General features: G+C 72.8%; 21 protein-coding genes. 12 read left to right on the plus strand and 9 right to left on the minus strand.

All coding sequences use genetic code 11. The annotated features are described in order from the left end of the window. The first annotated feature begins 25 nt into the window (after window positions 1-25). From C3489_RS06785 to C3489_RS06795, 3 genes are all read left to right on the plus strand, one after another. Complete coding sequence (locus tag C3489_RS06785) at window positions 26-3745, plus strand: ABC transporter ATP-binding protein (RefSeq protein ID WP_103780838.1); 3720 nt, start codon at window positions 26-28, stop codon at window positions 3743-3745. Between the two features lie 572 nt (window positions 3746-4317). Further along, the gene (locus C3489_RS06790; protein ID WP_103780839.1) at window positions 4318-4710 is read left to right on the plus strand and encodes a hypothetical protein; all 393 of its coding nucleotides are present in this window, start codon (window positions 4318-4320) and stop codon (window positions 4708-4710) included. Window positions 4711-4795: 85 nt separating this feature from the next. After that, window positions 4796-6208: a S28 family serine protease gene (locus C3489_RS06795; protein WP_103780840.1), complete on the plus strand. Its 1413-nt coding sequence runs from the start codon at window positions 4796-4798 to the stop codon at window positions 6206-6208. Window position 6209: 1 nt separating this feature from the next. Here the strand turns inward: C3489_RS06795 and C3489_RS06800 are convergent, their stop codons facing one another. The 3 genes from C3489_RS06800 to C3489_RS06810 form a co-directional block, all read right to left on the minus strand. Beyond that, window positions 6210-6839, minus strand: a complete 630-nt coding sequence (locus C3489_RS06800) for a hypothetical protein (RefSeq protein WP_181139526.1) — start codon at window positions 6837-6839, stop codon at window positions 6210-6212. A 114-nt stretch (window positions 6840-6953) separates the two neighbouring features. After that, window positions 6954-8792, minus strand: a complete 1839-nt coding sequence (locus C3489_RS06805; RefSeq protein ID WP_103780841.1) for a glycoside hydrolase family 3 protein — start codon at window positions 8790-8792, stop codon at window positions 6954-6956. A 117-nt stretch (window positions 8793-8909) separates the two neighbouring features. Beyond that, window positions 8910-9827 (minus strand): LysR family transcriptional regulator, encoded by a 918-nt coding sequence (locus C3489_RS06810; RefSeq protein ID WP_103780842.1) that lies wholly within the window; start codon window positions 9825-9827, stop codon window positions 8910-8912. Between the two features lie 88 nt (window positions 9828-9915). Here C3489_RS06810 and C3489_RS06815 point away from each other — a divergent pair, with 88 nt between their 5' ends. Both C3489_RS06815 and C3489_RS06820 read left to right on the plus strand, forming a co-directional pair. Then, window positions 9916-10854, plus strand: coding sequence for an EamA family transporter (locus tag C3489_RS06815; protein ID WP_103780843.1), 939 nt, complete (start codon window positions 9916-9918; stop codon window positions 10852-10854). A 12-nt stretch (window positions 10855-10866) separates the two neighbouring features. Further along, window positions 10867-11490 (plus strand): GNAT family N-acetyltransferase, encoded by a 624-nt coding sequence (locus C3489_RS06820; protein ID WP_103780844.1) that lies wholly within the window; start codon window positions 10867-10869, stop codon window positions 11488-11490. 60 nt (window positions 11491-11550) lie between these two features. Here C3489_RS06820 and C3489_RS06825 read toward each other — a convergent pair whose 3' ends face one another. From C3489_RS06825 to C3489_RS06845, 4 genes are all read right to left on the minus strand, one after another. After that, complete coding sequence (locus tag C3489_RS06825; protein ID WP_181139527.1) at window positions 11551-12348, minus strand: sugar phosphate isomerase/epimerase; 798 nt, start codon at window positions 12346-12348, stop codon at window positions 11551-11553. A 36-nt stretch (window positions 12349-12384) separates the two neighbouring features. Next, window positions 12385-13305, minus strand: coding sequence for a bifunctional helix-turn-helix transcriptional regulator/GNAT family N-acetyltransferase (locus C3489_RS06830; RefSeq protein WP_103780845.1), 921 nt, complete (start codon window positions 13303-13305; stop codon window positions 12385-12387). Between the two features lie 82 nt (window positions 13306-13387). Then, the gene (locus C3489_RS06835) at window positions 13388-13981 is read right to left on the minus strand and encodes a dihydrofolate reductase family protein (protein WP_103780846.1); all 594 of its coding nucleotides are present in this window, start codon (window positions 13979-13981) and stop codon (window positions 13388-13390) included. Between the two features lie 510 nt (window positions 13982-14491). Next, complete coding sequence (locus C3489_RS06845; protein WP_103780848.1) at window positions 14492-15541, minus strand: LacI family DNA-binding transcriptional regulator; 1050 nt, start codon at window positions 15539-15541, stop codon at window positions 14492-14494. Window positions 15542-15807: 266 nt separating this feature from the next. Here C3489_RS06845 and C3489_RS06850 point away from each other — a divergent pair, with 266 nt between their 5' ends. From C3489_RS06850 to C3489_RS06860, 3 genes are read left to right on the plus strand one after another with little or no spacing between them, the layout of a single operon-like run. Next, window positions 15808-16959 (plus strand): Gfo/Idh/MocA family protein, encoded by a 1152-nt coding sequence (locus tag C3489_RS06850; RefSeq protein ID WP_103780849.1) that lies wholly within the window; start codon window positions 15808-15810, stop codon window positions 16957-16959. Further along, the gene (locus tag C3489_RS06855) at window positions 16956-18107 is read left to right on the plus strand and encodes a dihydrodipicolinate synthase family protein (RefSeq protein ID WP_103780850.1); all 1152 of its coding nucleotides are present in this window, start codon (window positions 16956-16958) and stop codon (window positions 18105-18107) included. The genes C3489_RS06850 and C3489_RS06855 overlap by 4 nt, the downstream gene beginning before the upstream one ends. A 32-nt stretch (window positions 18108-18139) precedes the next feature. Further along, window positions 18140-18940 carry a sugar phosphate isomerase/epimerase gene (locus C3489_RS06860; protein WP_103780892.1) on the plus strand — a complete coding sequence of 267 codons (801 nt, stop codon included), beginning with the start codon at window positions 18140-18142 and terminating at the stop codon, window positions 18938-18940. 188 nt (window positions 18941-19128) lie between these two features. Here the strand turns inward: C3489_RS06860 and C3489_RS06865 are convergent, their stop codons facing one another. Next, window positions 19129-20031 carry a ribokinase gene (locus C3489_RS06865; protein ID WP_103780851.1) on the minus strand — a complete coding sequence of 301 codons (903 nt, stop codon included), beginning with the start codon at window positions 20029-20031 and terminating at the stop codon, window positions 19129-19131. A 221-nt stretch (window positions 20032-20252) separates the two neighbouring features. Between C3489_RS06865 and C3489_RS06870 the strand changes: the two genes are divergently transcribed. The 4 genes from C3489_RS06870 (at window position 20253) to C3489_RS06885 (ending at window position 22105) form a co-directional block, all read left to right on the plus strand. Next, window positions 20253-20588: a hypothetical protein gene (locus C3489_RS06870; protein WP_103780852.1), complete on the plus strand. Its 336-nt coding sequence runs from the start codon at window positions 20253-20255 to the stop codon at window positions 20586-20588. A gap of 113 nt (window positions 20589-20701) precedes the next feature. Further along, window positions 20702-21154: a DUF3995 domain-containing protein gene (locus C3489_RS06875; protein WP_103780853.1), complete on the plus strand. Its 453-nt coding sequence runs from the start codon at window positions 20702-20704 to the stop codon at window positions 21152-21154. Continuing rightward, window positions 21144-21656 carry an RNA polymerase sigma factor gene (locus tag C3489_RS06880; RefSeq protein WP_103780854.1) on the plus strand — a complete coding sequence of 171 codons (513 nt, stop codon included), beginning with the start codon at window positions 21144-21146 and terminating at the stop codon, window positions 21654-21656. The genes C3489_RS06875 and C3489_RS06880 overlap by 11 nt, the downstream gene beginning before the upstream one ends. Continuing rightward, on the plus strand, window positions 21653-22105 hold the full coding sequence (locus tag C3489_RS06885) for a hypothetical protein (protein ID WP_103780893.1): 453 nt from the start codon (window positions 21653-21655) through the stop codon (window positions 22103-22105). Before C3489_RS06880 ends, C3489_RS06885 begins: the two co-directional genes overlap by 4 nt. A 40-nt stretch (window positions 22106-22145) precedes the next feature. On the opposite strand, the gene C3489_RS06890 is transcribed toward C3489_RS06885, so the two are convergent. Next, a complete protein-coding gene (locus C3489_RS06890) occupies window positions 22146-22556 on the minus strand; it encodes an ATP-binding protein (RefSeq protein WP_103780855.1) in 411 nt (136 codons plus the stop codon). Between the last annotated feature and the right edge of the window lie 205 nt (window positions 22557-22761).

Genomic DNA, 22761 nt, shown 5'->3' on the forward strand with positions numbered 1-22761 from the left:
GAGCAGGACCACTGGGAGGCACGGAGTGACACCGCAACGGGGATGGGCACGGCGGCTGTGGGGCTATGCCTGGCGCTATCCCAAGGACGTCGTCCTGGCCCTCGGGTCCTCGCTGGCGGGCATGGCCGTGATGGCCGTCGTCCCGCTGATCACCAAGGTGATCATCGATGACGTGATCGGCGACCACAGCCGCCGTATGGCCCCCTGGGCCGGTGTGCTGATCGCCGCCGCGGTCGTCGTCTACCTCCTCACCTACATCCGCCGCTACTACGGCGGCCGGCTCGCCCTCGACGTCCAGCACGACCTGCGGACGGCGATGTTCTCCACGATCACCAAACTGGACGGCCGGCGGCAGGACGAGCTGTCCACCGGGCAGGTCGTCGGACGGGCCACCAGCGACCTCCAGCTGATCCAGGGCCTGCTGTTCATGCTGCCGATGACCATCGGCAACGTCCTGCTGTTCGTGATCTCCCTGGTGGTCATGGCCTGGCTGTCGCCGCCGCTGACCCTGGTCGCGCTGGCCGTCGCCCCGGCCCTGTACTGGATCGCCAAGCGCAGCCGGTCCAGGCTGCACCCGGCCACCTGGTACGCGCAGGCGCAGGCCGCCGCCGTGGCCGGCGTGGTCGACGGCGCGGTCAGCGGGGTCCGCGTGGTCAAGGGCTTCGGCCAGGAGGAACAGGAGACCGGCAAGCTGCGCGAGGTCGGCCGCCGGCTGTACGCGGGACGGCTGCGCACCATCCGCCTGAACAGCAGGTACACCCCGGCCCTCCAGGCCGTCCCGGCGCTCGGCCAGGTCGCCATGCTGGCCCTCGGCGGCTGGCTCGCCGTGCGCGGGCACATCACCCTCGGCACCTTCGTCGCCTTCTCCACCTACCTCGCCCAGCTCGTCGGCCCGGTCCGCATGCTCGCCATGGTCCTCACCGTCGGCCAGCAGGCCCGCGCCGGCACCGAACGCGTCCTGGAGCTGATCGACACCGAGCCGACCCTGAAGGACGGCACCAAGGAGCTGCCCGCCGACGCGCCGGCGACCGTCGAGTTCGACGACGTGTCCTTCGGGTACGACCACGAGCGCCCCGTCCTGCAGGGGCTCAGCTTCGAGATCCGGCCGGGAGAGACCCTCGCCGTCGTCGGCTCCTCCGGCTCCGGCAAGTCCACCCTCTCCCTGCTCCTGCCGCGCTTCTACGACGTCACCCACGGCGCCGTCCTGGTCGGCGGCCACGACGTGCGCGAGCTGACCACCGAGTCGCTGCGGGCCGCGATCGGGCTGGTCCCCGAGGACTCCTTCCTGTTCTCCGACACCGTCCGCGCCAACATCGCCTACGGCCGCCCCGACGCGACCGACGAGGAGATCGAGGCCGCCGCGCGCGCCGCGCAGGCCGACCGGTTCATCAAGGAGCTTCCCGACGGCTACGCCACGACCGTCGGCGAGCACGGACTGACCCTGTCCGGCGGCCAGCGCCAGCGCATCGCCCTCGCCCGCGCCCTGCTCACCGACCCGCGGCTGCTCGTCCTCGACGACGCGACCTCCGCCGTCGACGCCCGCGTCGAGCACGAGATCCACGAGGCGCTCAAGGAGGTCATGCGGGGCCGCACCACCCTGCTGATCGCCCACCGCCGCTCCACCCTGAACCTCGCCGACCGCATCGCCGTCCTCGACGGCGGCCGCCTCGCCGACCTCGGCACCCACGAGGAGCTGCAGGAACGCTGCGCCCTCTACCGCAGGCTGCTCACCGACCCCGACGAGCTGGGCGGTGTCTCCCCCGGCCACACCCAGCCCGCCGCGCCCGCCGAGGACACCTCGGTGCGCGACGAGCTGGACGCCGAGTTCGACGCCGAGCGCGGCATCACACCCCGGCTGTGGGCGGGCGAGCGCGAACCCAGGGACGCGGCGATGGCGGGCACCCCGGCCACCCCGGAGCTGCTCAAGCAGGTCGAGGCGCTGCCCCCGGCCACCGACACCCCCGGCATCGACGAGGCCGCCGCGGTCCGCCCCGAGGACTCCTACGGCCTGCGCCGCCTGCTGCGCGGCTTCGGGCTGCCCCTGCTGGTCTCCCTCGCCCTGGTCGCCGTGGACGCCGGGGTCGGGCTGCTGCTGCCGGTGCTGATCCGGCACGGCATCGACAGCGGCGTCTCCCGGATGGCACTGGGGGCCGTCTGGTCGGCGTCGCTGCTGGCGCTGCTCGCGGTGGTCGTGCAGTGGGCGGCCCAGGTCGGCGAGACCCGCATGACCGGCCGCACCGGCGAACGCGTCCTGTACGCGCTGCGCCTGAAGATCTTCGCCCAGCTCCAGCGGCTCGGCCTGGACTACTACGAGCGCGAGCTGACCGGCCGGATCATGACCAGGATGACGACGGACGTCGACGCGCTGTCCACCTTCCTCCAGACCGGCCTGGTCACCGCCTTCGTCTCGGTCGTCACCTTCTTCGGCATCATGGCCGCGCTGCTGGTGATCGACCTCCAGCTCGCGCTGGTCGTCTTCGCCACCCTGCCGCCGCTGATCGTCGCCACGTACTTCTTCCGCCGGGCCAGCGTGAAGGCGTACGAGCTGGCCCGGGAGCGGGTGTCGGTGGTCAACGCCGACCTCCAGGAGTCGGTGGCGGGCCTGCGGATCGTGCAGGCGTTTAGGCGCGAGCGGGACGGCGGACGGCGCTTCCGCGAGCGCAGCGACAGCTACCGGCAGGCCCGCATCCGGGGCCAGTGGCTGATCTCCGTGTACTTCCCGTTCGTGCAGCTGCTGTCCTCGGCCGCCGCGGCGGCGGTGCTGATCGTCGGCGCCGGCCGGGTGGAGGCGGCGACGCTCACCACCGGCGGGCTGGTGGCGTACCTGCTGTACATCGACCTGTTCTTCGCGCCGGTGCAGCAGCTGTCCCAGGTCTTCGACGGCTACCAGCAGGCGACGGTGTCGCTGGGCCGCATCCAGGAGCTGCTGCGCGAGCCGACGTCGACGAAGTCGGCGGACGAACCGCTGGAGGTGATCTCCCTGCGCGGCGAGATCGCCTTCGAGAACGTCCACTTCGCGTACGGCGACGACGAGGAGGCCCTCGGCGGGATCGACCTGCGCATCCCCGCCGGGCAGACGGTTGCCTTCGTCGGCGAGACCGGCGCCGGCAAGTCGACCCTGGTGAAGCTGGTGGCGCGGTTCTACGACCCGACCGGCGGCCGGGTGACGGTCGACGGCACGGACCTGCGCGAGCTGGACCTCACCTCGTACCGCCACCGGCTGGGTGTCGTCCCGCAGGAGGCGTACCTCTTCCCCGGCACCATCCGCGACGCCATCGCCTACGGGCGGCCCGGCGCCACCGACGCGGAGGTGGAGGCGGCGGCGCGGGCGGTCGGCGCGCACGACATGATCGCCACGCTGGAGGGCGGCTATCTGCACGAGGTCGCCGAGCGCGGCCGCAACCTGTCCGCCGGGCAGCGGCAGCTGATCGCGCTGGCCCGCGCGGAGCTGGTCGACCCGGACATCCTGCTGCTCGACGAGGCGACGGCCGCGCTGGACCTGGCCACCGAGGCCCAGGTCAACCAGGCCACGGACCGCCTCGCGGGCCGCCGCACCACCCTGGTCGTGGCCCACCGCCTGACCACGGCCGCCCGGGCCGACCGGGTGGTGGTGATGGACAACGGCCGCGTCGCGGAGGACGGCACCCACGACCAACTCCTGTCCCGGAACGGCCGCTACGCCGAACTCTGGCGCACCTTCATCGGCGAACCCGAACCGGAGAAGCCGGTGGGCGCACCCCGCTGAGGCCGCCCCGACCCCGGCCCGGGCAGCACCCGCCCACTGACGGTCCCACAGCCGCGCCCAGCCCGGGTTGCCGGGCCGGCCGGCGGCCTCCGCCCCGGCCCGGCCGACGGTCCCCGGGTCCCTTGACCGCTCGCCAGTCAGCCGGACCCGCCGACACTCGGCAACCCCGCGTTCCGCTGACAGCGCGTCAGCCCGGGTTCGCCGGTCTTCCGGGGGTACCGCCGGTGGCGCGGCTGTCTGCGTGGGGCAGGGCTGCCCCGCAGCCGGTGGCGGCAGCCGCGTCGGGCCGGTCAGCCGCCTGGTCCGCTGACGGCGCGACAGCCCGCCTCCTCGGGCCCGGCAGCACACGCTGCCGGGACGACCGGCCGCCGGCATGCGGCGGCCCTCGCAAACCCCGCGTCGCGCTGACGGCGCGGCAGGTGCCCCGTAGCCCGGCGGTGGCCGCTGCAGCCCGCTCCTCGCCCGGTCGGCGTTGCGCCGCGTTCCGTTGACGGTCGTGCAACCACCCGACACATGTCCTGCGTCCGTACACCCGTACGCTTCTTGTCGCATGGACGTAGGGAGGGTCGACTGTGGACTGGGGTGCGCTACGTCGGCGGACGGCGGTCGGGATGGCCGCGCTCGCCGCGTCCGGAGTGCTGGCGCTCGCCGCGCCGGGCAGTGCGCAGGCCGCCGCGCCCACGCAGTGCGCCGGCCGCAAGGTGGCGACGCTGCCCTTCTCCACCGGAAGCGTGCAGGTCTTCCGCAGCGGCGGCTACGTCTGCGCCGTCACCCTGCCCACGCGCCCCGGCCCCCGGCAGGTCATGTCCGTCAGCGTGCAGGCGCGCGGCGGACGGCCGGTCGTCGACCGGGGCCGCTTCACCCGACGCGCCGGCCCCGTCACCGTGCACGCCGGGCACCGGTGTGTGCGGGTGATCGGCTCGGTGGGCGGCGGATCGCGCGACTCCGGCTGGATTCTGTGCTGAAGACACCTCCCACACCAACCACCCCTGGTGGAAACGATGTTGCTCCGATAGCTTCCGGCGCACATCTGACTCACAGGGAGGGTGCATGCGCAAGGCGCTCAGATGGCTGCTGGCGTTCACCGTGTTCATAGGCACGCTGAGCACGGCGGGAGCGGCCACCGCCGCCGACGCTTCCGGCAGCCAGGACATCAAGGACCGGCTGCTCTCCATACCGGGCATGAGCCTGATAGAGGAGAAGCCGTACCCCGGCTACCGGTACTTCGTCCTCAACTTCACCCAGCCGGTCGACCACCGGCACCCCGAGGCCGGCACGTTCCAGCAGCGCATCACCGTGCTGCACAAGGACGTCAGCCGTCCGACGGTCTTCTACACCAGCGGCTACAACGTCTCGACGAACCCGTCCCGCCGCGAACCCACCCAGATCGTGGACGGCAACCAGGTCTCCCTGGAATACCGCTACTTCACCCCGTCCCGCCCCGCCCCGGCCGACTGGTCCAAGCTGGACATCTGGCAGGCCGCCAGCGACCAGCACCGCGTCTTCCAGGCGCTGAAGCCGCTCTACACCCACAACTGGATCGCCACCGGCGGCTCCAAGGGCGGCATGACCGCCACCTACTACGAGCGCTTCTACCCGCGTGACATGGACGGCGTCGTCGCCTACGTCGCCCCCAACGACGTGGTGAACGACGAGGACTCGGCCTACGACCGCTTCTTCGCCTCCGTCGGCACCAAGGAGTGCCGCGACAAGCTGAACGCGGTGCAGCGCGAGGCGCTCGTGCGCCGTGAACCGCTGGAGCGCAAGTACGCCGCGTACGCCGCCGACAACGGCTACACCTTCACCACCATCGGCTCCCTGGACCGCGCCTACGAGGCCGTCGTCCTGGACTACGTATGGGGCTTCTGGCAGTACAGCCTGCTCGCCGACTGCGACAAGATCCCCGCGAACGCCGCCACCGCGACCGACGACGAGATCTGGAACTCGGTCGACGAGATCTCCGGCTTCTCCGCCTACACCGACCAGGGCCTGCAGACGTACACGCCGTACTACTACCAGGCCGGCACCCAGCTCGGTGCGCCCACCATCGGCTTCCCGCACATCGAGAAGCAGTACATCCGCTACGGCTACCAGCCGCCGCGCAACTTCGTCCCGCGCGAGATCCCGATGCGCTTCCAGCCGTGGGCGATGCGCGACGTCGACACCTGGGTGCGGCACAACGCCCGGCACATGCTGTTCGTGTACGGCCAGAACGACCCGTGGGGCAGCGAGCGCTTCCGCGTCGACAAGGGCGCGAAGGACTCCTACGTCCTCACCGCGCCCGGCCTGAACCACGGCGCCAACGTGGCCGGCCTGGTGCCCGCCCAGAAGGAGCTGGCCACCGCCCGCATCCTCGACTGGGCGGGCCTCGGGCAGCAGGCGTCCGCGGCCAGGCCGCTGGCGAAGTTCGACAGCCGGCTGGACGTGCGGGACGTGGAGCGCGAGCCGGCCCTGCGGCCGTAGCTCACATCCGGCGGGCGCAGCCGACCGGCTGATCCCCGCCGAGCTGTACGTACAGGGCCGTGGACGCCGGGCACAGCGACCGGGCGGCCACGGCCCGCACCACCTGGTACTGCGGCTTGCGGCGGCCGCTGCCGTCGCAGGCCGTCTCCCGGACCTGGCCGTCGCCGACGCCGTAGACGCAGTCGCCGACGACGGTGCGCGGCCCGCCCCCGCCGCCCGGGTCTCCCGGGTGCGGGGGCTGGAGATTGCGCATACAGGCGTAGCCCTGCGGGATCACCCCGTCGCCGTCCTCGTCGGACGCGGGCCGCTGCTCGCTGATGTGCAGCACGAAGTCGGTGGCCGGCGGGCAGGCAGGGCCGCCGGACGCCGCGCCGTCGTACCGGGCGACGACCCGCGCGGCCGCCCGCTCACCGCCGCAGGGCACCTCGGTGAAGCTGGTCGTGCCGAACGAACTGCACTCGCCGACGCCCAGGAACTGCGCGCCGTGTCCGACGGAGGACCCGACGGGCGTCGGCGGCCGCCCGCCCTGCAGCCCGTTACCACCGCCGCTGCCGGTCTGCTGCCGGCAGCCGGCCGCCAGCACCGCGGCCAGCAGCGCGCACCCCACCTCCACGGACCATCTCGCACGCATCCCCATCCCCCCGGCCGCCCCGCGTCCAGCGTGACCCGTGGGCGCGGGCGCACGCCAGACGCGCGGGGTGTTTTGGGTCGGTTGGGGGTGGTGCGCCGGGGGGCGAACGTAGCGTTAGTACGACAAACCATGCCCGATCGGATACAGCACCTGCGCCGGATCGTCCGCCCGCATCACCGGCACCGGCAGCGTCCCGCGCGGATCGACCCGGCCGGCGATCACCCGGGCGGCGGCGCGCAGTTCCACGTCGGTCCACGAGTAGGACGCCAGATACGCCCGTACGTCCGGAAGCTGGGCCACGTCGTACGGGTTGCGCACGGCGACGGCCACCACGGGCCGGCCCGTCTCCAGCAGCCGCCGCACCAGCGTGCGCTGGCTGCTGCTTGCGGTGACGTTGTACGTCCCGACGACGACGGCATCCGCGTCCGCCGCGGCCGCCACGGCCCGGTCGATGGTCGCCGCGGAGGGCGCCGTACCGGTGGACAGGGCCGTCGCGGTGAAGCCCAGCTCGGTCAGCGCGGCGGCGAGGACCCTGGTGGGCGGTCCGGTGGTGCCCGACGGGGAGGCCGGATCGGCGCCCACGACCAGGACCTTCTTGTGCTCCCGCCGGTTCAGCGGCAGCAGATGCCCCTCGTTCACCAGCAGGGTCGTGGTCCGCTCCGCGATCCGGTCGGCCGCCGCGAGATGCTCGGGCGTGCCCACCGTGCGCTCCACACCGTCGGGCGTCACATACGGGTCGTCGAACAGCCCGAGGCGGGCCTTGAGCCGCAGAATGCGCAGGATCGATTCATCGAGCCGTTCCTCGGTGAGTTCCCCGGTGCGTACGGCGGTGAGGACCGCGTTCCACGCCACGTCCAGGTTGGGCGGGTTGAGCAGCTGGTCCACGCCCGCCTTCAGCGCGAGCACCGGCACCCGGTCGTCGCCGTACTTGGTGCGCACGCCCTCCATGCCGAGGGAGTCGGTGACCACGACCCCGTCGTAGCCCAGCTCCTCGCGCAGGATGCCGGTGAGGATCGGGCGGGAGAGCGTGGCCGGGTCGCCGGACGGGTCCAGCGCCGGGAACTGGATGTGCGCCGTCATGATCGAGTCGATGCCGGCCCGTATCGCCGCCCGGAACGGCACCGCGTCCAGCGTCTGCCACTGCTCGCGGCTGTGCGTGATGACCGGGAAGCCGTAGTGGCTGTCGGTGGCGGTGTCGCCGTGCCCGGGGAAGTGCTTGGCGGTCGCCGCGACACCCGCGTGCTGGTACCCGGTGACCTCGGCGGCGACCAGCCCCGCCACCGCGTCCGGGTCGGCGCCGAAGGAGCGCACGCCGATGACCGGGTTGGCGGGGTTGACGTTGACGTCGGCGACGGGGGAGTAGTCCTGCCGGATGCCGAGTGCGCGCAGCTCCGTGCCGGAGATCCGGCCGAGGGTGCGCGCGTCGGAGCGGGAGCCGCCGGCGCCGACGGCCATCGCGCCGGGGAAGAGCGTGGCCGGCTTGCCGACGCGGCAGACGATGCCGTGCTCCTGGTCCGTGGAGATGAGCACGGGCAGCCCGCGCGGCAGGTCCAGGGACGCCTGCTGGATGCCGTTGGACAGTGCGGCGATCTGCTGCGGGTCGCGGGTGTTGTGCGCCCACACGAAGTAGATCACCCCGCCCACGCGGTACTTCTCGACCAGCTCGGCGGCCGTGCGGACCCCGATCTCCTTGAGGTTGGCGTCGATGTCGGCCTGGTCGGGTGCGGTGGCCGAGTGGCCGTAGACGCGCATGACGAAGAGCTGGCCGACCTTCTCCTCCAGGGTCATCCGGGAGACGAGGGCGCGTAGTCTGCGGTCGTCGTGCGGGGCGGCGGCGGCCGTCGTGGCGGGGCCGACGGTGAGGGCGGCGGTCAGGGCGGCCGTCGCGGCGAGGACGGTGCGTCTGGCGGGTCGTGCGGTGTTTCCCGTGCTGTCCGTGCTGGTGTGGTGCACGTGCGCTCCTTCCGGAGGGGGAACCGCTGAAGGAAACTTCCGAGAGGCCACCAATATCCGGGAAGTTTCTGCCAGTCAAGACAGTGCGCAGGCGCTCGCTCCCCGCCCGCGCGGTGCTCAACCGGGCGGATGCGCCGCCGCGTTCGGCCACCGCTCCTGCAGCGCGCGCACGGTCTCCGCGATCGCCGGGCGGCGCGCGGCCCCCGTGCGCCACAGCGCGTACAGCCGCCGTACCGGCAGCGGATCGAGCGGCACCTCCACCACGCCCTCGGGCAGCGGGCCGCGTCCCAGCCGCGGGATCAGCGCGATGCCCAGCCCGGCGGCGACGAGCGCGACCAGGGTGGGGTTCTCGTCGGCCTGGTGGACGACCTCCGGCTCGTGCCCGGCCGCGCGCAGCGTGCGCAGCAGCCAGTCGTGGCAGACCCGGCCGGGCGGCTGGCAGATCCAGCGCTGCCCGCCCAGCTCGGCCCGCCGCACCGCCGTCCGGCCGGCGAACGGATGGGCCGCCGGCACCAGCAGATCGCACAGGTCGTCCCCGATCACCGCCTGTTCCACGCCGGCCGGCGCGGGCAGCGGCGCGATGTCCCAGTCGTGCGCCACGGCCAGGTCGACCGCGCCCCGGGCTACCAGGTCCACCGACAGATGCGGGTCGACCTCGCTGAGCCGGGCGTCCAGCGCGGGATGCCGGGCCGCCAGCTCGGCCAGTACGCCGGGCAGCAGCCCGCGCGCGGCCGACGGGAACGCGGCGATCGTCAGCCGTCCCGCCGGCACCCCGCGCCGCTCCTCCAGCTCCGTCTCGGCCCGCTCCACCACGGCCAGCAACTCCCGGGCCACACCGGCCAGATGCAGCGCCTCGGCGGTGAGCCGCACCCCCCGCCCGTCCCGCTCCAGCAGCACCGCGCCCGTCTCCCGCTCCAGCTTCCCGATCTGCTGCGACACGGCCGACGGCGTGTAGCCCAGCGCGGCGGCGGCCGCGGCGACACTGCCGTGGACATGGACGGCGTGCAGGGCGCGCAGCCGGTGCAGATCGAGCACGGGGCCCTCCTCTCATAAGCACTGCTTCATCCAACCGTGCAGGAATCATCGCTGGTGCTAAAGGGTGCCGGGCCGTGATCCTCGACGCATGCGACCTGCACATCTGGCCCTCGCCGTCCTCGTCGCGGCGGTCTGGGGCGTGAACTTCACCGTCATCGAGATCGGCCTCGGCCACTTCCCGCCGCTGCTGTTCTCCGCCCTGCGCTTCCTGGCGGCGGCGGTCCCCGCCGTGCTGTTCGTCGGCCGCCCCAAGGTGGCCTGGCGGTGGATCGTCGCCGTCGGACTCGTCCTCGGGGTGGCCAAGTTCGGGCTGCTGTTCGTCGGCATGGACGCCGGCATGCCGGCCGGCCTGTCCTCGCTGGTCCTGCAGATCCAGGCGGTGTTCACGGCCCTGATCGCCGCAGCCGTGCTCGGCGAACGCCCCACCGGCGTGCGGGCCTTGGGCATGCTGGTGGCCGTGTCCGGCATCGCGGTGGCGGCCGTCGACGAGGGCGCCTCGGGCCCGCTCGGCGCCTTCGCCCTCGTCATCGCGGCGGCCCTGTGCTGGGGCCTGTCCAACGTCCTCACCCGCAAGGCCGCCCCGCCCGACGCGCTGAACTTCATGGTGTGGGTGAGCACGGTCCCCGTCCTGCCCCTCCTCGCCCTCTCCCTCCTCCTGGAGGGCCCGTCCCGGGACTACGACGCCCTGCGCGCCCTGGACTGGCAGGGCGCCGGCACGGTGGTGTACGTCGCCTGGGTCACGACGGTGTTCGGCTTCGGCGCCTGGGGCTGGCTGCTGCGCCGCCACCCGGCGTCCACGGTCGCCCCCTTCTCCCTGCTGGTGCCGGTGTTCGGCATGACGTCGGCGGCCCTGTTCCTGGGCGAGCCGGTGACCTGGCTGCGGTGGTGCGCGGCGGCGCTGCTGGTGGGCGGGGTGGCTCTCACGTCCCTGGCACCGGCGCGGCGGCGGACCCCCGGCTATTTCGGTCGACGCCGGCCACCGGCTGAGGAAGACTCACCGGTCGTCGGGAGCGCGGCACGATCATGAGGGGGACGAAGCGTGAGCTTCAAGCTGGAAGGACCGGTTCTTGAGGGGACGCTGGTGCGCCTGGAGCCGCTGGAGCACCGGCACGCCGCCGGGCTGGCGGAGGCGGCCGAGGAGAACCGGGACACCTACGCCTTCACCTGGGTGCCGCGCAGCCACGAAGTGGACGCGTACATCGACACCCAGCTGGCCCGCGCGGCGTCCGGCTGGCTGGCTCCGTACGTGCAGGTGCACCGCGCCACGGGGCGGGTGGTCGGCGCCACCGGCTACCTGGACCCGCGCAGCTGGCTGTCCGAGGACGGACTCGACGCCGTCGAGATCGGCTTCACCTGGCTCGCGGCCTCGGCACAGGGCACGGGCGTGAACGCCGAGGCCAAGCTGCTGCTCCTGCGCCACGCCTTCGAGGAGTGGGACGTGTCCCGCGTGGACCTGAAGACCGACGCCCGCAACGCCCGCTCCCGCGCGGCGATCGCCGCGGCCGGCGCCCGCTTCGAGGGCGTCCTGCGCAACTGGTCCCGCTCCTGGGCCCCGGGCGAGGAGGGCCGCCTGCGCGACTCCGCGATCTTCTCGATCACGGCGGAGGAATGGCCGGCCTCCCGCACACGCCTGGAACACCGGATCGCGCGCTACACGAGGTGAGACCTGGCGGGGCCCACGTACTACTGGGCCGCCGACTCCACCAGCCCCCGGTCCCGTCGCTCAGGCCGACTCGCTCAGCAACCGGCTCAGACGCTCCCGCCCCGCGTCCAGCAGCTCCGGCAGCGGTGCCGCCGACTCGTACCAGCGCTTCTCGTACTCCCAGCACAGCCAGCCGTCCCAGCCGTGCCGGGAGAGCACCTCCACGACCTCGGCCAGCGGCAGCACCCCCGCGCCCAGCGCCAGCGGAGTGGTGTCGTCGGCCGAAGCGATGTCCTTGACCTGCACATAGCCCAGGTGCGGGGCGAGCGCGGCGTATGTCTGGGACGGCTGCTCGCCGCCCAGCCAGGTGTGCATCACGTCCCACAGCGCACCCACGCTGCCGTGCCCCACGGGGCCGAGCACCCGGATCGCGTCGGCGCCGGTGCGGTGCGAGTCGTGGGTCTCCAGCAGGATCCGCACCCCCAGCGCGGAGGCGTCCTTCGCGGCCGTGCCGAGCCGCCGCGCGGCCGTCGCGTCGGCCTCCTCGCGCGACTGCTCACCGCCGCCGGGAAAGACCCGCACGAAGGGCGCCCCGAGGTCATGGGCCAGCTGCAGCAGGGCGCGGATCTCCTCCAGTACGGGCCCGTCGTCGCCCGGCGCGGCCACGCGCGTGTACCCGGCGACCCCGAGCACCTCCACACCGGCCGCCTTGAACAAGGCGGCGGCATCGGCCCGTTCGGCGGGGGAGAGGCCCGGATGCACCGGCTCCTCGGGATGGGCGCGCAGCTCGACGCCGTGATAGCCGTGCGCGGTGGCCAGCCGCAGCACGTCGGGAAGAGGCAGACCGGGCACACCGAGAGTGGAGAACGCCAGCTTCATGCCCAGGACCCTACTCGCAGCCCGCCGCTTCAAACGTCAAGGCAGGTCCAGCCGCCAGTCCTGCCCCACCAGATCCTTCCCGAAGGACCGGTGCGGCTTCTCAGAGGTGAGCACGAACCCGTGCCGCTGGTAGATCCGCCGGGCAGCGGACAGAACATCGTTCGTCCACAACACAACGGACCGGTACCCCACACCACGAGCGAAATCGACGACCGCCGTCACCAGGCGGTCGCCGATGCCGAGGCCGCGGGCCTCCGGTTCGACCAGCAGCAGCCGCAGCCGGGCCGTGTCCGGGGCGTCGTCGCGCACGCACATCACGCAGCCCACCGGGCGCCCGTCCAGCTCGGCGATCCACACCCGCTCCACCAGCGGGTCATGGTCCTCGGCGAACTGGGCGACGATCCGCGCCACGAGCCCCTCGTACTCCCCGTCCCACCCGTACTCGGCGGCGTACACGGCCGCGTTGCGCTGCACGATCCAGCCCAGATCACCGGGCCGGGGCCCGCGCAGCACGACGTCCTCGGCCGAGGGCGCCCGCCGCTCCCCGAGAACGGACCGGATCGTACGCATCGCCTCCGCCAGCCGGGGCCGGTCGTCCGCCGGCACGGTGGCCAGCAGCGCGCCGACGGTCTGACGGGCCCGCTCGTCGAGCAGCCCGGCGGCGTCCCGGCCGCGCTCGGTGAGCACCACCCGGCGCCGCCGCGTGTCCGTCTCGGAGGGCACCCGCTCGACCAGCCCGTCCCGCTCGAACCGGTTCAGGATCCGACTGAGGTACCCGGCGTCCAACGCCAGTTGGGCCCGCAGATCGGCGGCGTCCGTCCGCGGCGCGTGGGCCAGCTCGTACAGGACACGCGTCTCCGTGAGGGTGTACGGGGCGTACAGGTGGCGGCCGTAGTCGAGGGCGCCGATGAGGTGGGTGTAGAAGCGGTTGAAGGAGCGAATGTCCTGAACGGTCATGGCCGACCCCGATGCTGAAAACAATCTCTGACTCAGTCAGAGAAAACCGTGCACCCAGCCTAGGCCGCCGCCCCACCCCCGGCTACTCCTGTGCCACGGCCCGGTACACGCACACCTCCGCACCCGTCTTGGCGCTGACCGTCGACACCAGCTGGAACGGCCGCCGCACCCCGTCCGCCGGAAAGATCGACATACCGCCCCCCAGCAGCACCGGCATCCGCATCAGGATCAGCTCGTCGAGCAGCCCCTCGGTCAGCAGCGAGCGCACCAGCCGCGGGCTGCCGGCGATCAGCAGGTCACCTCCCGGCGTGGCCCGCAGATCCTCGATCCGGTCCATGGCCTCCCCGGCCGGGATCAGCCTCATGTTCGGCCAGGGCAGATCGGACTCGACCAGCGTCCCGGACACCACGTACGCCCGAACGGCGTTCATCCGGTCGGCGAAGATCTCCCCGGCCCGCTCCGGCCACAACGTGGCCATGGTCTGCCAGGTCCGCTCCCCGCACAGCAGCGCGTCCGCCTTGGCGAGCGCCCCCTCGAACGCGCCGCCGACGACCTCCGGATCGACATACGGCAACGACCAGCCGCCGTGCGCGAAGTCGTCGTCGGTGTCCTCCGGCTCGCCGGGCGCCTGCACGACACCGTCAAGACTGATGAACTCGCTGGCCACGGTGCGCATGGAACCCACTCCGCTCCTCGCTCGGTGACACCGGCACCCCCTCCGATCATCGCGGAAGACCCGGCCCCCCGCCCGCAAGAGGGGGCCACGAATTCCGACAGCACGACGGCGAGGCACCCGCGCACGGCGGGAAGGGGCCGGGGTGGGGGGTGTCCGCCCGCAGCGGCCGGCACCGCCGACAGCCACCGTGTCGGGGACAGTGGGCCGGACCGAGGACGGACACCCCCCACCCCGGCGCCGACTCACGAACCGGCCGTAGGCGCAACGCACGCCACGACGCAACAGCAACGGGCCGCCGCAGGCATATAGGGGCGCGGGGAACTGCGCGACCAGCCACGACGCAACAGCAACAGGCCGCCGCAGGCATTCCAGGGGCGCGGGGAACTGCGCGACCAGCCACAACGCAACAGCAACAGGCCGCCGCAGGGTAACGCGGGGAACTGCGCGACCAGCCACAACGCACCAGCAACGGGCCGCCGCAGGCCCCCGGAACAAACGCCACAGGCAAGGTCACCCCACCCGAGGCCCCCCACAAGACCCCCGAACCATCAACTCCCCCCGAACCGTGGCGATCCCCCCAGGCGGAGCCTCCTCCCGCCCCATGGCAATCCGCCCGGCCCGAGCCCCCGCCTCAGCCAACGGCAACCGCACGGTCGTCAACGAAGGCACCGCGTCGACACTGAACGGCAGATCATCGAACCCGGCCACAGACACATCAGCAGGAATCCGCAGCCCGGACTCCCGCAGCGCCGCACACGCCCCCAACGCGACGGAGTCGTTCGCCGCCACGACAGCCGTCAACGAGGGATCCCGCCGCAGCAGCTCCAACGTGGCCTCGTACCCCGACTGCCGGTCGTAGCGCCCGTGCACGGTCCACTCGGGCAGCTCCTCGATCCCCGCCGCGGCCAGCGCCTCCCGGTGCCCCTCCAGCCGGTGCCGCGTCGTCGTCCGCTCCTCGGGCCCGGCGATGTACCCGAGCCGCCGGTGCCCGAGCCCGATCAGATGCTCGGTGAGCCGCCGCGCCCCGCCCCGGTTGTCGAAGGTCAGCGCGATCACCCCGGCGTCCTCCACCGGCGGCCGCCCGCACAGCACGACCTTCGTCCCCGCGTCCACCAGCTTGCGCAGCTTCGCCGCCATGGCGGCACGGTGCGCCGGGTCCTCCAGGGCTCCGCCGGTCAGCACCACGGCCGCGGCCCGCTGCCGCTGGAGCAGCGTGAGGTAGGTCAGCTCCCGCTCCGGTGACCCCCCGGTGTTGCACACGACGGCGAGTCTCTCGCCCCCCGCGCGCCCCCCAGGCCCGCCGATCTCCCCCTGGATGGCACCGGCCATGATCCCGAAGAACGGGTCGGCGATGTCGTTGACCAGGATGCCGACCAGGTCGGAGGTGGCCGCGGCCAGCGAGCTGGCGGGCCCGTTGAGGACGTAGTCCAGCTCGTCCACGGCCTTGAGCACCCGCTCCCGGGTGGATGCCGCCACCGGGTAGTTCCCGTTCAGCACGCGCGACACCGTCGCGGGGGAGACCTGCGCGCGGGCCGCCACGTCCGCCAGGGTCACCGTCATCTCGTCGTCCTCCGGTCGCGCATCTCGTCGTACGCCCTCGTACACACCCGGGCCCACGCCCACGGTTCCGAGCAGACATTAGGCCACCCGGCGGCGTTGTTCGCCCCCTCGAACAACTCGTCTTGTGCACGGCCTTGTACAGACCACTGCTCAGCGGCTAGTTTCTCACGTATAGAAAGCGCTTACTGCACGCCTTGCCGGACCGAGGGCACGACGGCCCGGCCGGCCGGAGAACCGGGCGCCGCCGCGCCCACGAAGGGACAGACGTGACACGCAAGACGGCGCGTATCGCCATGAACGGCGTGACCGGGCGCATGGGCTACCGCCAGCACCTCGTCCGCTCGATCCTGGCCATCCGCGAGCAGGGCGGCCTCGACCTCGGCGACGGCACCGTGCTGTGGCCCGAGCCGGTCCTCCTCGGCCGCCGCGAGCACGCGCTGAAGGCGCTCGCCGAGCAGCACGGCCTGGACCACTGGTCGACGGACCTGGACGCCGTACTGGCGGACGACACGGTCGACATCTACTTCGACGCCCAGGTCACCTCCGCCCGCGAGGAGGCCATCAGGAAGGCGATCGCCGCCGGCAAGCACATCTACACCGAGAAGCCGACCGCGACCGGCCTGGACGGTGCCCTGGAACTGGCCCGGCTCGCCCACGACAAGGGCGTCAGGCACGGCGTCGTCCAGGACAAGATCTTCCTGCCGGGCCTGCTGAAGCTGAAGCGCCTCATCGACGGCGGCTTCTTCGGCCGCGTCCTGTCCGTGCGCGGCGAGTTCGGCTACTGGGTCTTCGAGGGCGACTGGCAGGAGGCCCAGCGCCCGTCCTGGAACTACCGCGCCGAGGACGGCGGCGGCATCGTCGTCGACATGTTCCCGCACTGGGAGTACGTCCTGCACGAGCTGTTCGGCCGCGTCACCTCCGTGCAGGCCCTGACCGCCACCCACATCCCGCAGCGCTGGGACGAGCACGGCAAGCCCTACGACGCGACGGCGGACGACGCCGCGTACGGCATCTTCGAGCTCGAAGGCGGCGCCATCGCCCAGATCAACTCCTCCTGGGCCGTGCGCGTCAACCGCGACGAACTGGTCGAGTTCCAGGTCGACGGCACCGAGGGCTCCGCCGTGGCGGGCCTGCGCAAGTGCCGCGTCCAGCACCGCTCCGCCACCCCCAAGCCGGTGTGGAACCCGGACATCCCCGCCACCGAGGTCTTCCGCGACCAGTGGCAGGAGGTCCCCGACAACCAGGACTTCGACAACGGCTTCAAGGCCCAGTGGGAGCTGTTCCTCAAGCATGTGTACGCCGGTGCCGACTACCACTGGGACCTGCTCGCCGGCGCCCGCGGCGTCCAGCTCGCCGAGCTGGGCCTGAAGTCCTCGGCCGAGGGCCGCCGTATCGAGGTTCCGGAGATCGCGCTGTGACCATCCGCCTTCCCGACGCGCAAGGGGCCCTGCGCACCTACGAGCCGCGCACCGAACCCCTCCTCGTCACCTCCTCCACCCCCCTCACCTCCCGCACGGTCTTCTCGGCGGCGCACGTCGTCGCCGATCCCTTCGCCGACGTCACCCCCGACTCCCCGGCCGCCGTCGACTGGGACGCCACCCTGGCCTTCCGCCGCCATCTGTGGTCCCACGGGCTCGGCGTCGCCGAGGCCATGGACACCGCCCAGCGCGGCATGGGCCTGGACTGGGCGGGCGCGGCCGAACTGATCCGCCGCTCCGCCGCCGAGGCCAAGGCGGTCGGCGGCCGGATCGCCTGCGGGGTCGGCACCGACCAGATCACCGGCGGGACCCTGCCGGAGATCCGGGCCGCGTACGAGGAGCAGCTCGCCGTCGTCGAGGACGCGGGCGCGCAGGCCATCCTGATGGCGTCGCGCGCCCTGGCCGCCACGGCGAAGGGCCCCGAGGACTACCTGGAGGTCTACGGCCACCTCCTGCGCCAGGCCTCCGACCCGGTGATCCTGCACTGGCTCGGCCCCATGTTCGACCCGGCGCTGGCGGGCTACTGGGGGTCCACCGACCTGGACGCGGCCACGGACACCTTCCTGGAGGTGATCTCGGCGCACCCGGAGAAGGTCGACGGCATCAAGGTCTCCCTGCTGGACGCCCAGCGCGAGATCGACCTGCGTCGCCGTCTGCCGCAGGGCGTGCGCTGCTACACCGGCGACGACTTCAACTACCCGGAGCTGATCGCGGGCGACGAGCAGGGCTTCAGCCACGCCCTGCTCGGCATCTTCGACCCGCTGGGCCCGCTCGCGGCCGAGGCGGTCCGCGTCCTGGACACCGGCGACAGGGCCGGCTTCCGCGCCCTGCTCGACCCGACGGTCGAACTCTCCCGCCACCTCTTCCAGGCGCCCACCCGCTACTACAAGACGGGCGTGGTCTTCCTGGCCTGGCTGGCCGGCCACCAGTCCCACTTCACGATGGTCGGCGGCCTGCAGTCGGCCCGCTCCCTGCCGCACTTCGCCCGCGCCTACGAACTCGCCGACTCCCTCGGCCTGTTCCCGGACCCCAAGCTGGCCGAGGAGCGGATGAAGACCCTGCTCGCGCTGTACGGAGTGACCCAGTGACCGGCGACCTGTCCCGCTTCTCCATCAACCAGATGACGGTCAGGCAGCTGTCGCTGCCCGAACTCGCCGACGCCTGCCGCGAGTTGGGTGTCGACAAGGTCGGCCTGTGGCGCGAACCGGTCCAGGCGTACGGTCTGGAGGCGACCGCCAAGCTGGTCCGCGACGCGGGCCTGACCGTGACGACGCTGTGCCGCGGCGGCTTCCTGACCGCGATCGACCCGGCCGAACGCACGAGGGCGCTCGACGACAACCGGCGCGCGGTCGACGAGGCGGCCACCCTCGGCACGGACGTCCTGGTCCTGGTCTCCGGGGGCCTCCCGGACGGCTCGAAGGACCTGCGGGGCGCGCGTGAACGCATCGCCGACGCGCTGGCCGAGCTGGGCCCCTACGCCGAGGCGCATGGCGTGAAGCTGGCCATCGAACCGCTGCACCCCATGTTCGCCTCCGACCGCTGCGTGGTCTCCACCCTCGCCCAAGCGCTGGACCTCGCCGAACGCTTCCCGGCCCGGCAGGTGGGCGTGACCGTGGACACGTACCACATCTGGTGGGACGACCAGGCGCCCGCGCAGATCGCCCGGGCCGGCGCGAGCGGCCGTATCCACACCTTCCAGCTCGCCGACTGGACCACTCCGCTGCCCGAGGGCGTCCTCAACGGCCGCGGCCAGATCGGCGACGGCGCGATCGACATGCGGGAGTGGAAGGGGTACGTGGAGGCGGCCGGCTACACCGGCCCGATCGAGGTCGAGCTGTTCAACGACGGCCTGTGGGCGCGGGACGGCCGGGAGGTGCTGGACGAGACCGCGGAACGGTTCGTGGAGCACGCGATCCGCTAGCGGGGCCCGCGAAAAAAATATGCGGAACCGAGTACAACCCTTCCGCTACCTGGTGGGTCGTACTCGGTGTCAGGACTTCTGGAGGGGGACCCGGGGGGGATCTCGGGGGGTTCTGATACGGAGGGGAAACCGAGGGGCCCGGTCGACGGACCGGGCCCCTCGAAGACTTTCCCGGGCAGGTCGGATCCTCACAGCGCGGCCACCTCGTCCGCCGTTGGATACGACTCCTGCGCGCCCCGCCGGGTCACCGCCGCCGCCCCGACCCGCGCCGCGTACGCCGCCGCCTCGGCCAGGGACGCGCCCGTGCCCAGCTTCCACGCCAGCGCCGCGGTGAACGCGTCCCCGGCGCCGGTGGTGTCCACGGTGTCCACCTTCACCGACGGCACCCGGGTCACGCCCCGCGCGTCGGCGACCAGCGCGCCCTCCGCGCCCAGTGTGATCACCACCGAGCGCGGGCCCTTGGCGAGCAGCACCCGCGCCCACTCCTCGGGGGTGTCCCCGGCCCGCGCGTCCCCGAGGATCACCTTCGCCTCGTGCTCGTTGAGGATCAGCGGGTCGCAGGCGTCCAGCACCTCGCGCGGCAGCGGCCGCGGCGGCGACGGGTTCAGTACGAACCGGCTGCCCGGAGCCAGCGACCGTACGACCTCCACGACCGACTCCAGCGGGATCTCCAGCTGCGCCGACACCACCCTGGACGCCTGGAACAGGCTGCCCGCGGCCTGTACGTCCGCCGGGGTGAGCCGGCCGTTGGCGCCCGGCGACACCACGATGCTGTTGTCCCCGGACGGGTCGACCGTGATCAGGGCGACCCCGGTCGGCGCCCCGCCGACCAGCACGCCCACCGTGTCCACCCCGGCCGCCCGCTGCGAGTCCAGCAGCAGCCGGCCGTACGCGTCGTCACCCACCCGCGCCAGCAGGGCCGTTCGCGCCCCGAGCCGGGCCGCCGCGACCGCCTGGTTGGCGCCCTTGCCGCCCGGGTGGACGGCCAGGTCGGAGCCGAGGACGGTCTCCCCGGCCGCCGGGCGGCGCTCCACGCCGACCACCAGATCGGCATTGGCCGAGCCGACGACCAGCAGGTCGTAGTCGTACATGTGTTGACTCCCAACCGTCAGCCACCGAGCCGGCCCGATGTCGCGCGGGACGACCCGCACCGGCACTGTTCCCCTCGTCCCCGGCGCTCGCCGGGCCGGGCCGGGCGCTGTGCCGTGAACGCGTACAGCGTGCCAGCCCCGGAGCGGCGACGAGGGGATCTAGGCTGCCCCTGACCACTGCGGGTGACATGCCCGCGCCAAAACGGGAGAGAGTACGACTTATGCGCACACGCCGCGTCCTAGGTGCGTCCCTGGCCGCCGCCGCCCTCGTCGGTACGGCCGTCATCGCGGGCACGCCCGCCGTCGCCCAGACGAACGCGACCGCCTCCAGCTGCACGGCGAAGGCCCTGGAGACCGTCCTGATCCGCGACCGCACGAGCACCAGCGGCACGGCGCTGGGCCAGCTCAACAAGGGCCAGACCGCGTCGTCCCCGTGCCAGATGTACTACGGCGGCTCCTACACGGCGTGCGGCATCACCAGCACCCGCTGGGTCAAGGTCACGAAGAACGGCATCACGGGGTACGTGGTCGGGACGTGCGTGCTGCAGCCCGCGTAGCACGCGTCGGTTCCGGCCGGGCCGGGTGAGAAGTGCCGTGGCCGGTGGAACGTTTTGCGCGGACGGCGCCTCTGGAGGGCGACGGAATACCGAAGTCGCCCCCAGGAGGACCCATGCCGCACCGGCCCGGCACCCACGCTCCGACCCGCGCCGCCGTGCTCGTCACCTCGGTGCTCGGCGCGGACGCCCTGCTCCACCTGTACTGGACGACCGGCGCCACTTGGCCGGCGGCCGACGACGGCAGCCTGTCGCAGGCGGTCCTGGGCACGGACGTACCGTTCACGCCGCCGATCCTGCTGCCGCTCGTCGCGGTCCTGCTGACCGGCGCCACCTGCGTGCTCGCCCGCGTTCTGCGCCCCCGCCGGCCCGTCCTGCGGCTCGGCACCCTGGCCGTGGCGGCAGGTCTGTCCCTGCGCGCCCTCGCGGGCGTCTACTGGCTCTTCGCCAAGGAGACCGGCACGACGTTCTACTGGCTCAATCTCGTGCTCTACACCCCGCTGTGCGCAGCCCTGGCCGTCGCCGCCCTGCGGGTGGCGCGGTGGAAGGACGACGTCCGTGCCCGCTGAAGGACCCGATGACCGGACGGCCGCGCTGGTGCGCGCGGCCCAGCGCGGCGACACCCTCGCGATGGCGGAACTCCTGGACCTCCTGGCGCCGTACGTGGGCCGCGTGTGCGCGCCCATCGCGCTGGACCAGGGAGCGGACGCGGCACAGGAGGCCCTGACGGCGGTCTTCAGATCACTGCGCACCCTGAAGGACCCGGCCGCCCTGCACGGCTGGGTCCGTGCCATCGCCGTACGCGAGGCGGTACGCGCCGCGCAACGCGCCGCGCGTACCGTGCCGGCCGATCTGAGCACGCTCCCGGCCCGGGGCGACCCGCAGCTGTCCGCCGACATCAGGGACGTACTGGAACGGCTCTCGCCCGAACACCGTGCGGTGCTGATGCTGCGCGACGTGGAGGGCCTGGACGAGCGCACCGCGGCCGCCCTGCTCGGCGTGCGCACAGGCACCGTCAAATCGCGGCTCCACCGGGCGCGCGACACCTTCCGGAAGGCGTGGACGTCATGAACGAGTTCTGGCCGGCCACCGACGTCGACCCCGTGCGCCGTCTGCACGCCCTGGCCGCCGGCGTGCGCGGCGCGCACGTGACCGAGGCGTACGTGGACGCGCCCTTCGAGCGGGTCTGGTCCCTGCTCGGCGACCTGGAGGGCGGGTTCGGGCAGGTGGTGACCGACATGGAACGGCTGCGCGTCGTCCACCGCCGGGGCGAGCGGGTCGAGGCGCTGGCCCGCAGCAGATTCGGCCCGCGGGCCCGGCTGCGCGGGGTGCAACGCCCGGGCTGGTGCTGGCTGCAGAGCCGCTTCCTGCTGATCGGGGTGGCGGCGAGGCCGGACGGCACGGGCACGAGGGTGGCCTTCACGGGCGGAGTCCGGGTCCCGACCCGCGCGGCCCTGATCCCGGTGGGCGTACGCCGGGAGGGCACGCGCAACGTGTCCAGACTGACAGCACTGCTGTGACCGGGTGGGCGCCCGCCCGGTTCGATCAGCGAGCCCGCCATCACGCGGCCCCCAGCTGGCACCAGACGTACTTCCCCCGGTCCCCGAACCGGGCCGACGGCTGCCAGCCCCACACGTCCGCGCACGCCACGATCAGGCCCAGGCCCCGGCCCTCCTCCAGTTCCAGGGCCTGTTCCAGCTCCCTTGGCGGCTCGGGCGGTGCGGGGTCGGTGTCCCACGCCCCGATCCACACCGCCCCCTCCCGGGTACGGCGCACCCTGAGCGCCGCCGGCCCCTTGGTGTGCCGTACGGCGTTGGCGACCAGCTCCGCGGCGAGCAGCTCCGCCGTGTCCACGAGGCCGATCAGGCCGTGCAGGGTGAGGATCAGACGCAGGGTGCGGCGCGAGACGGTGACGGCTCTGGGGTCGTTGGGGAGGTAGAGCGTGTAGTCCCAGGTCTCGTTTTCGGACATGCGGCATCAACTCCGTCGTTTGCCAGGGGATTTCACGCCGGGTGGCATCGCCGCAGCCGTCATGGCACGACGGCGCGGTGCACTTCCGCTGCGTGTGCGCTACGTCACCGACGGTATGGGTTACATGTAACCTCGGGCAAGCTGATCGCGTAATCTGAACCCCAACGAGCGGCAGTGGCCGCATCGTTGGATCAAGGAGCAACTG

Origin of the sequence: Streptomyces sp. Ru71, assembly GCF_002920535.1 — a bacterium.
Lineage (GTDB): Bacteria > Actinomycetota > Actinomycetes > Streptomycetales > Streptomycetaceae > Streptomyces.

Excerpts from the sequence above, each read along its gene's own strand:
- C3489_RS06795 (WP_103780840.1), top strand. The coding sequence starts at position 4,796 with ATGCGCAAGGCGCTCAGATGGCTGCTGGCGTTCACCGTGTTCATAGGC.
- C3489_RS06800 (WP_181139526.1), bottom strand. The coding sequence starts at position 6,839 with ATGCGTGCGAGATGGTCCGTGGAGGTGGGGTGCGCGCTGCTGGCCGCG.
- C3489_RS06815 (WP_103780843.1), top strand. The coding sequence starts at position 9,916 with ATGCGACCTGCACATCTGGCCCTCGCCGTCCTCGTCGCGGCGGTCTGG.
- C3489_RS06825 (WP_181139527.1), bottom strand. The coding sequence starts at position 12,348 with ATGAAGCTGGCGTTCTCCACTCTCGGTGTGCCCGGTCTGCCTCTTCCC.
- C3489_RS06830 (WP_103780845.1), bottom strand. The coding sequence starts at position 13,305 with ATGACCGTTCAGGACATTCGCTCCTTCAACCGCTTCTACACCCACCTC.
- C3489_RS06835 (WP_103780846.1), bottom strand. The coding sequence starts at position 13,981 with ATGCGCACCGTGGCCAGCGAGTTCATCAGTCTTGACGGTGTCGTGCAG.
- C3489_RS06845 (WP_103780848.1), bottom strand. The coding sequence starts at position 15,541 with ATGACGGTGACCCTGGCGGACGTGGCGGCCCGCGCGCAGGTCTCCCCC.
- C3489_RS06860 (WP_103780892.1), top strand. The coding sequence starts at position 18,140 with ATGACGGTCAGGCAGCTGTCGCTGCCCGAACTCGCCGACGCCTGCCGC.
- C3489_RS06865 (WP_103780851.1), bottom strand. The coding sequence starts at position 20,031 with ATGTACGACTACGACCTGCTGGTCGTCGGCTCGGCCAATGCCGATCTG.
- C3489_RS06870 (WP_103780852.1), top strand. The coding sequence starts at position 20,253 with ATGCGCACACGCCGCGTCCTAGGTGCGTCCCTGGCCGCCGCCGCCCTC.
- C3489_RS06875 (WP_103780853.1), top strand. The coding sequence starts at position 20,702 with ATGCCGCACCGGCCCGGCACCCACGCTCCGACCCGCGCCGCCGTGCTC.
- C3489_RS06885 (WP_103780893.1), top strand. The coding sequence starts at position 21,653 with ATGAACGAGTTCTGGCCGGCCACCGACGTCGACCCCGTGCGCCGTCTG.
- C3489_RS06890 (WP_103780855.1), bottom strand. The coding sequence starts at position 22,556 with ATGTCCGAAAACGAGACCTGGGACTACACGCTCTACCTCCCCAACGAC.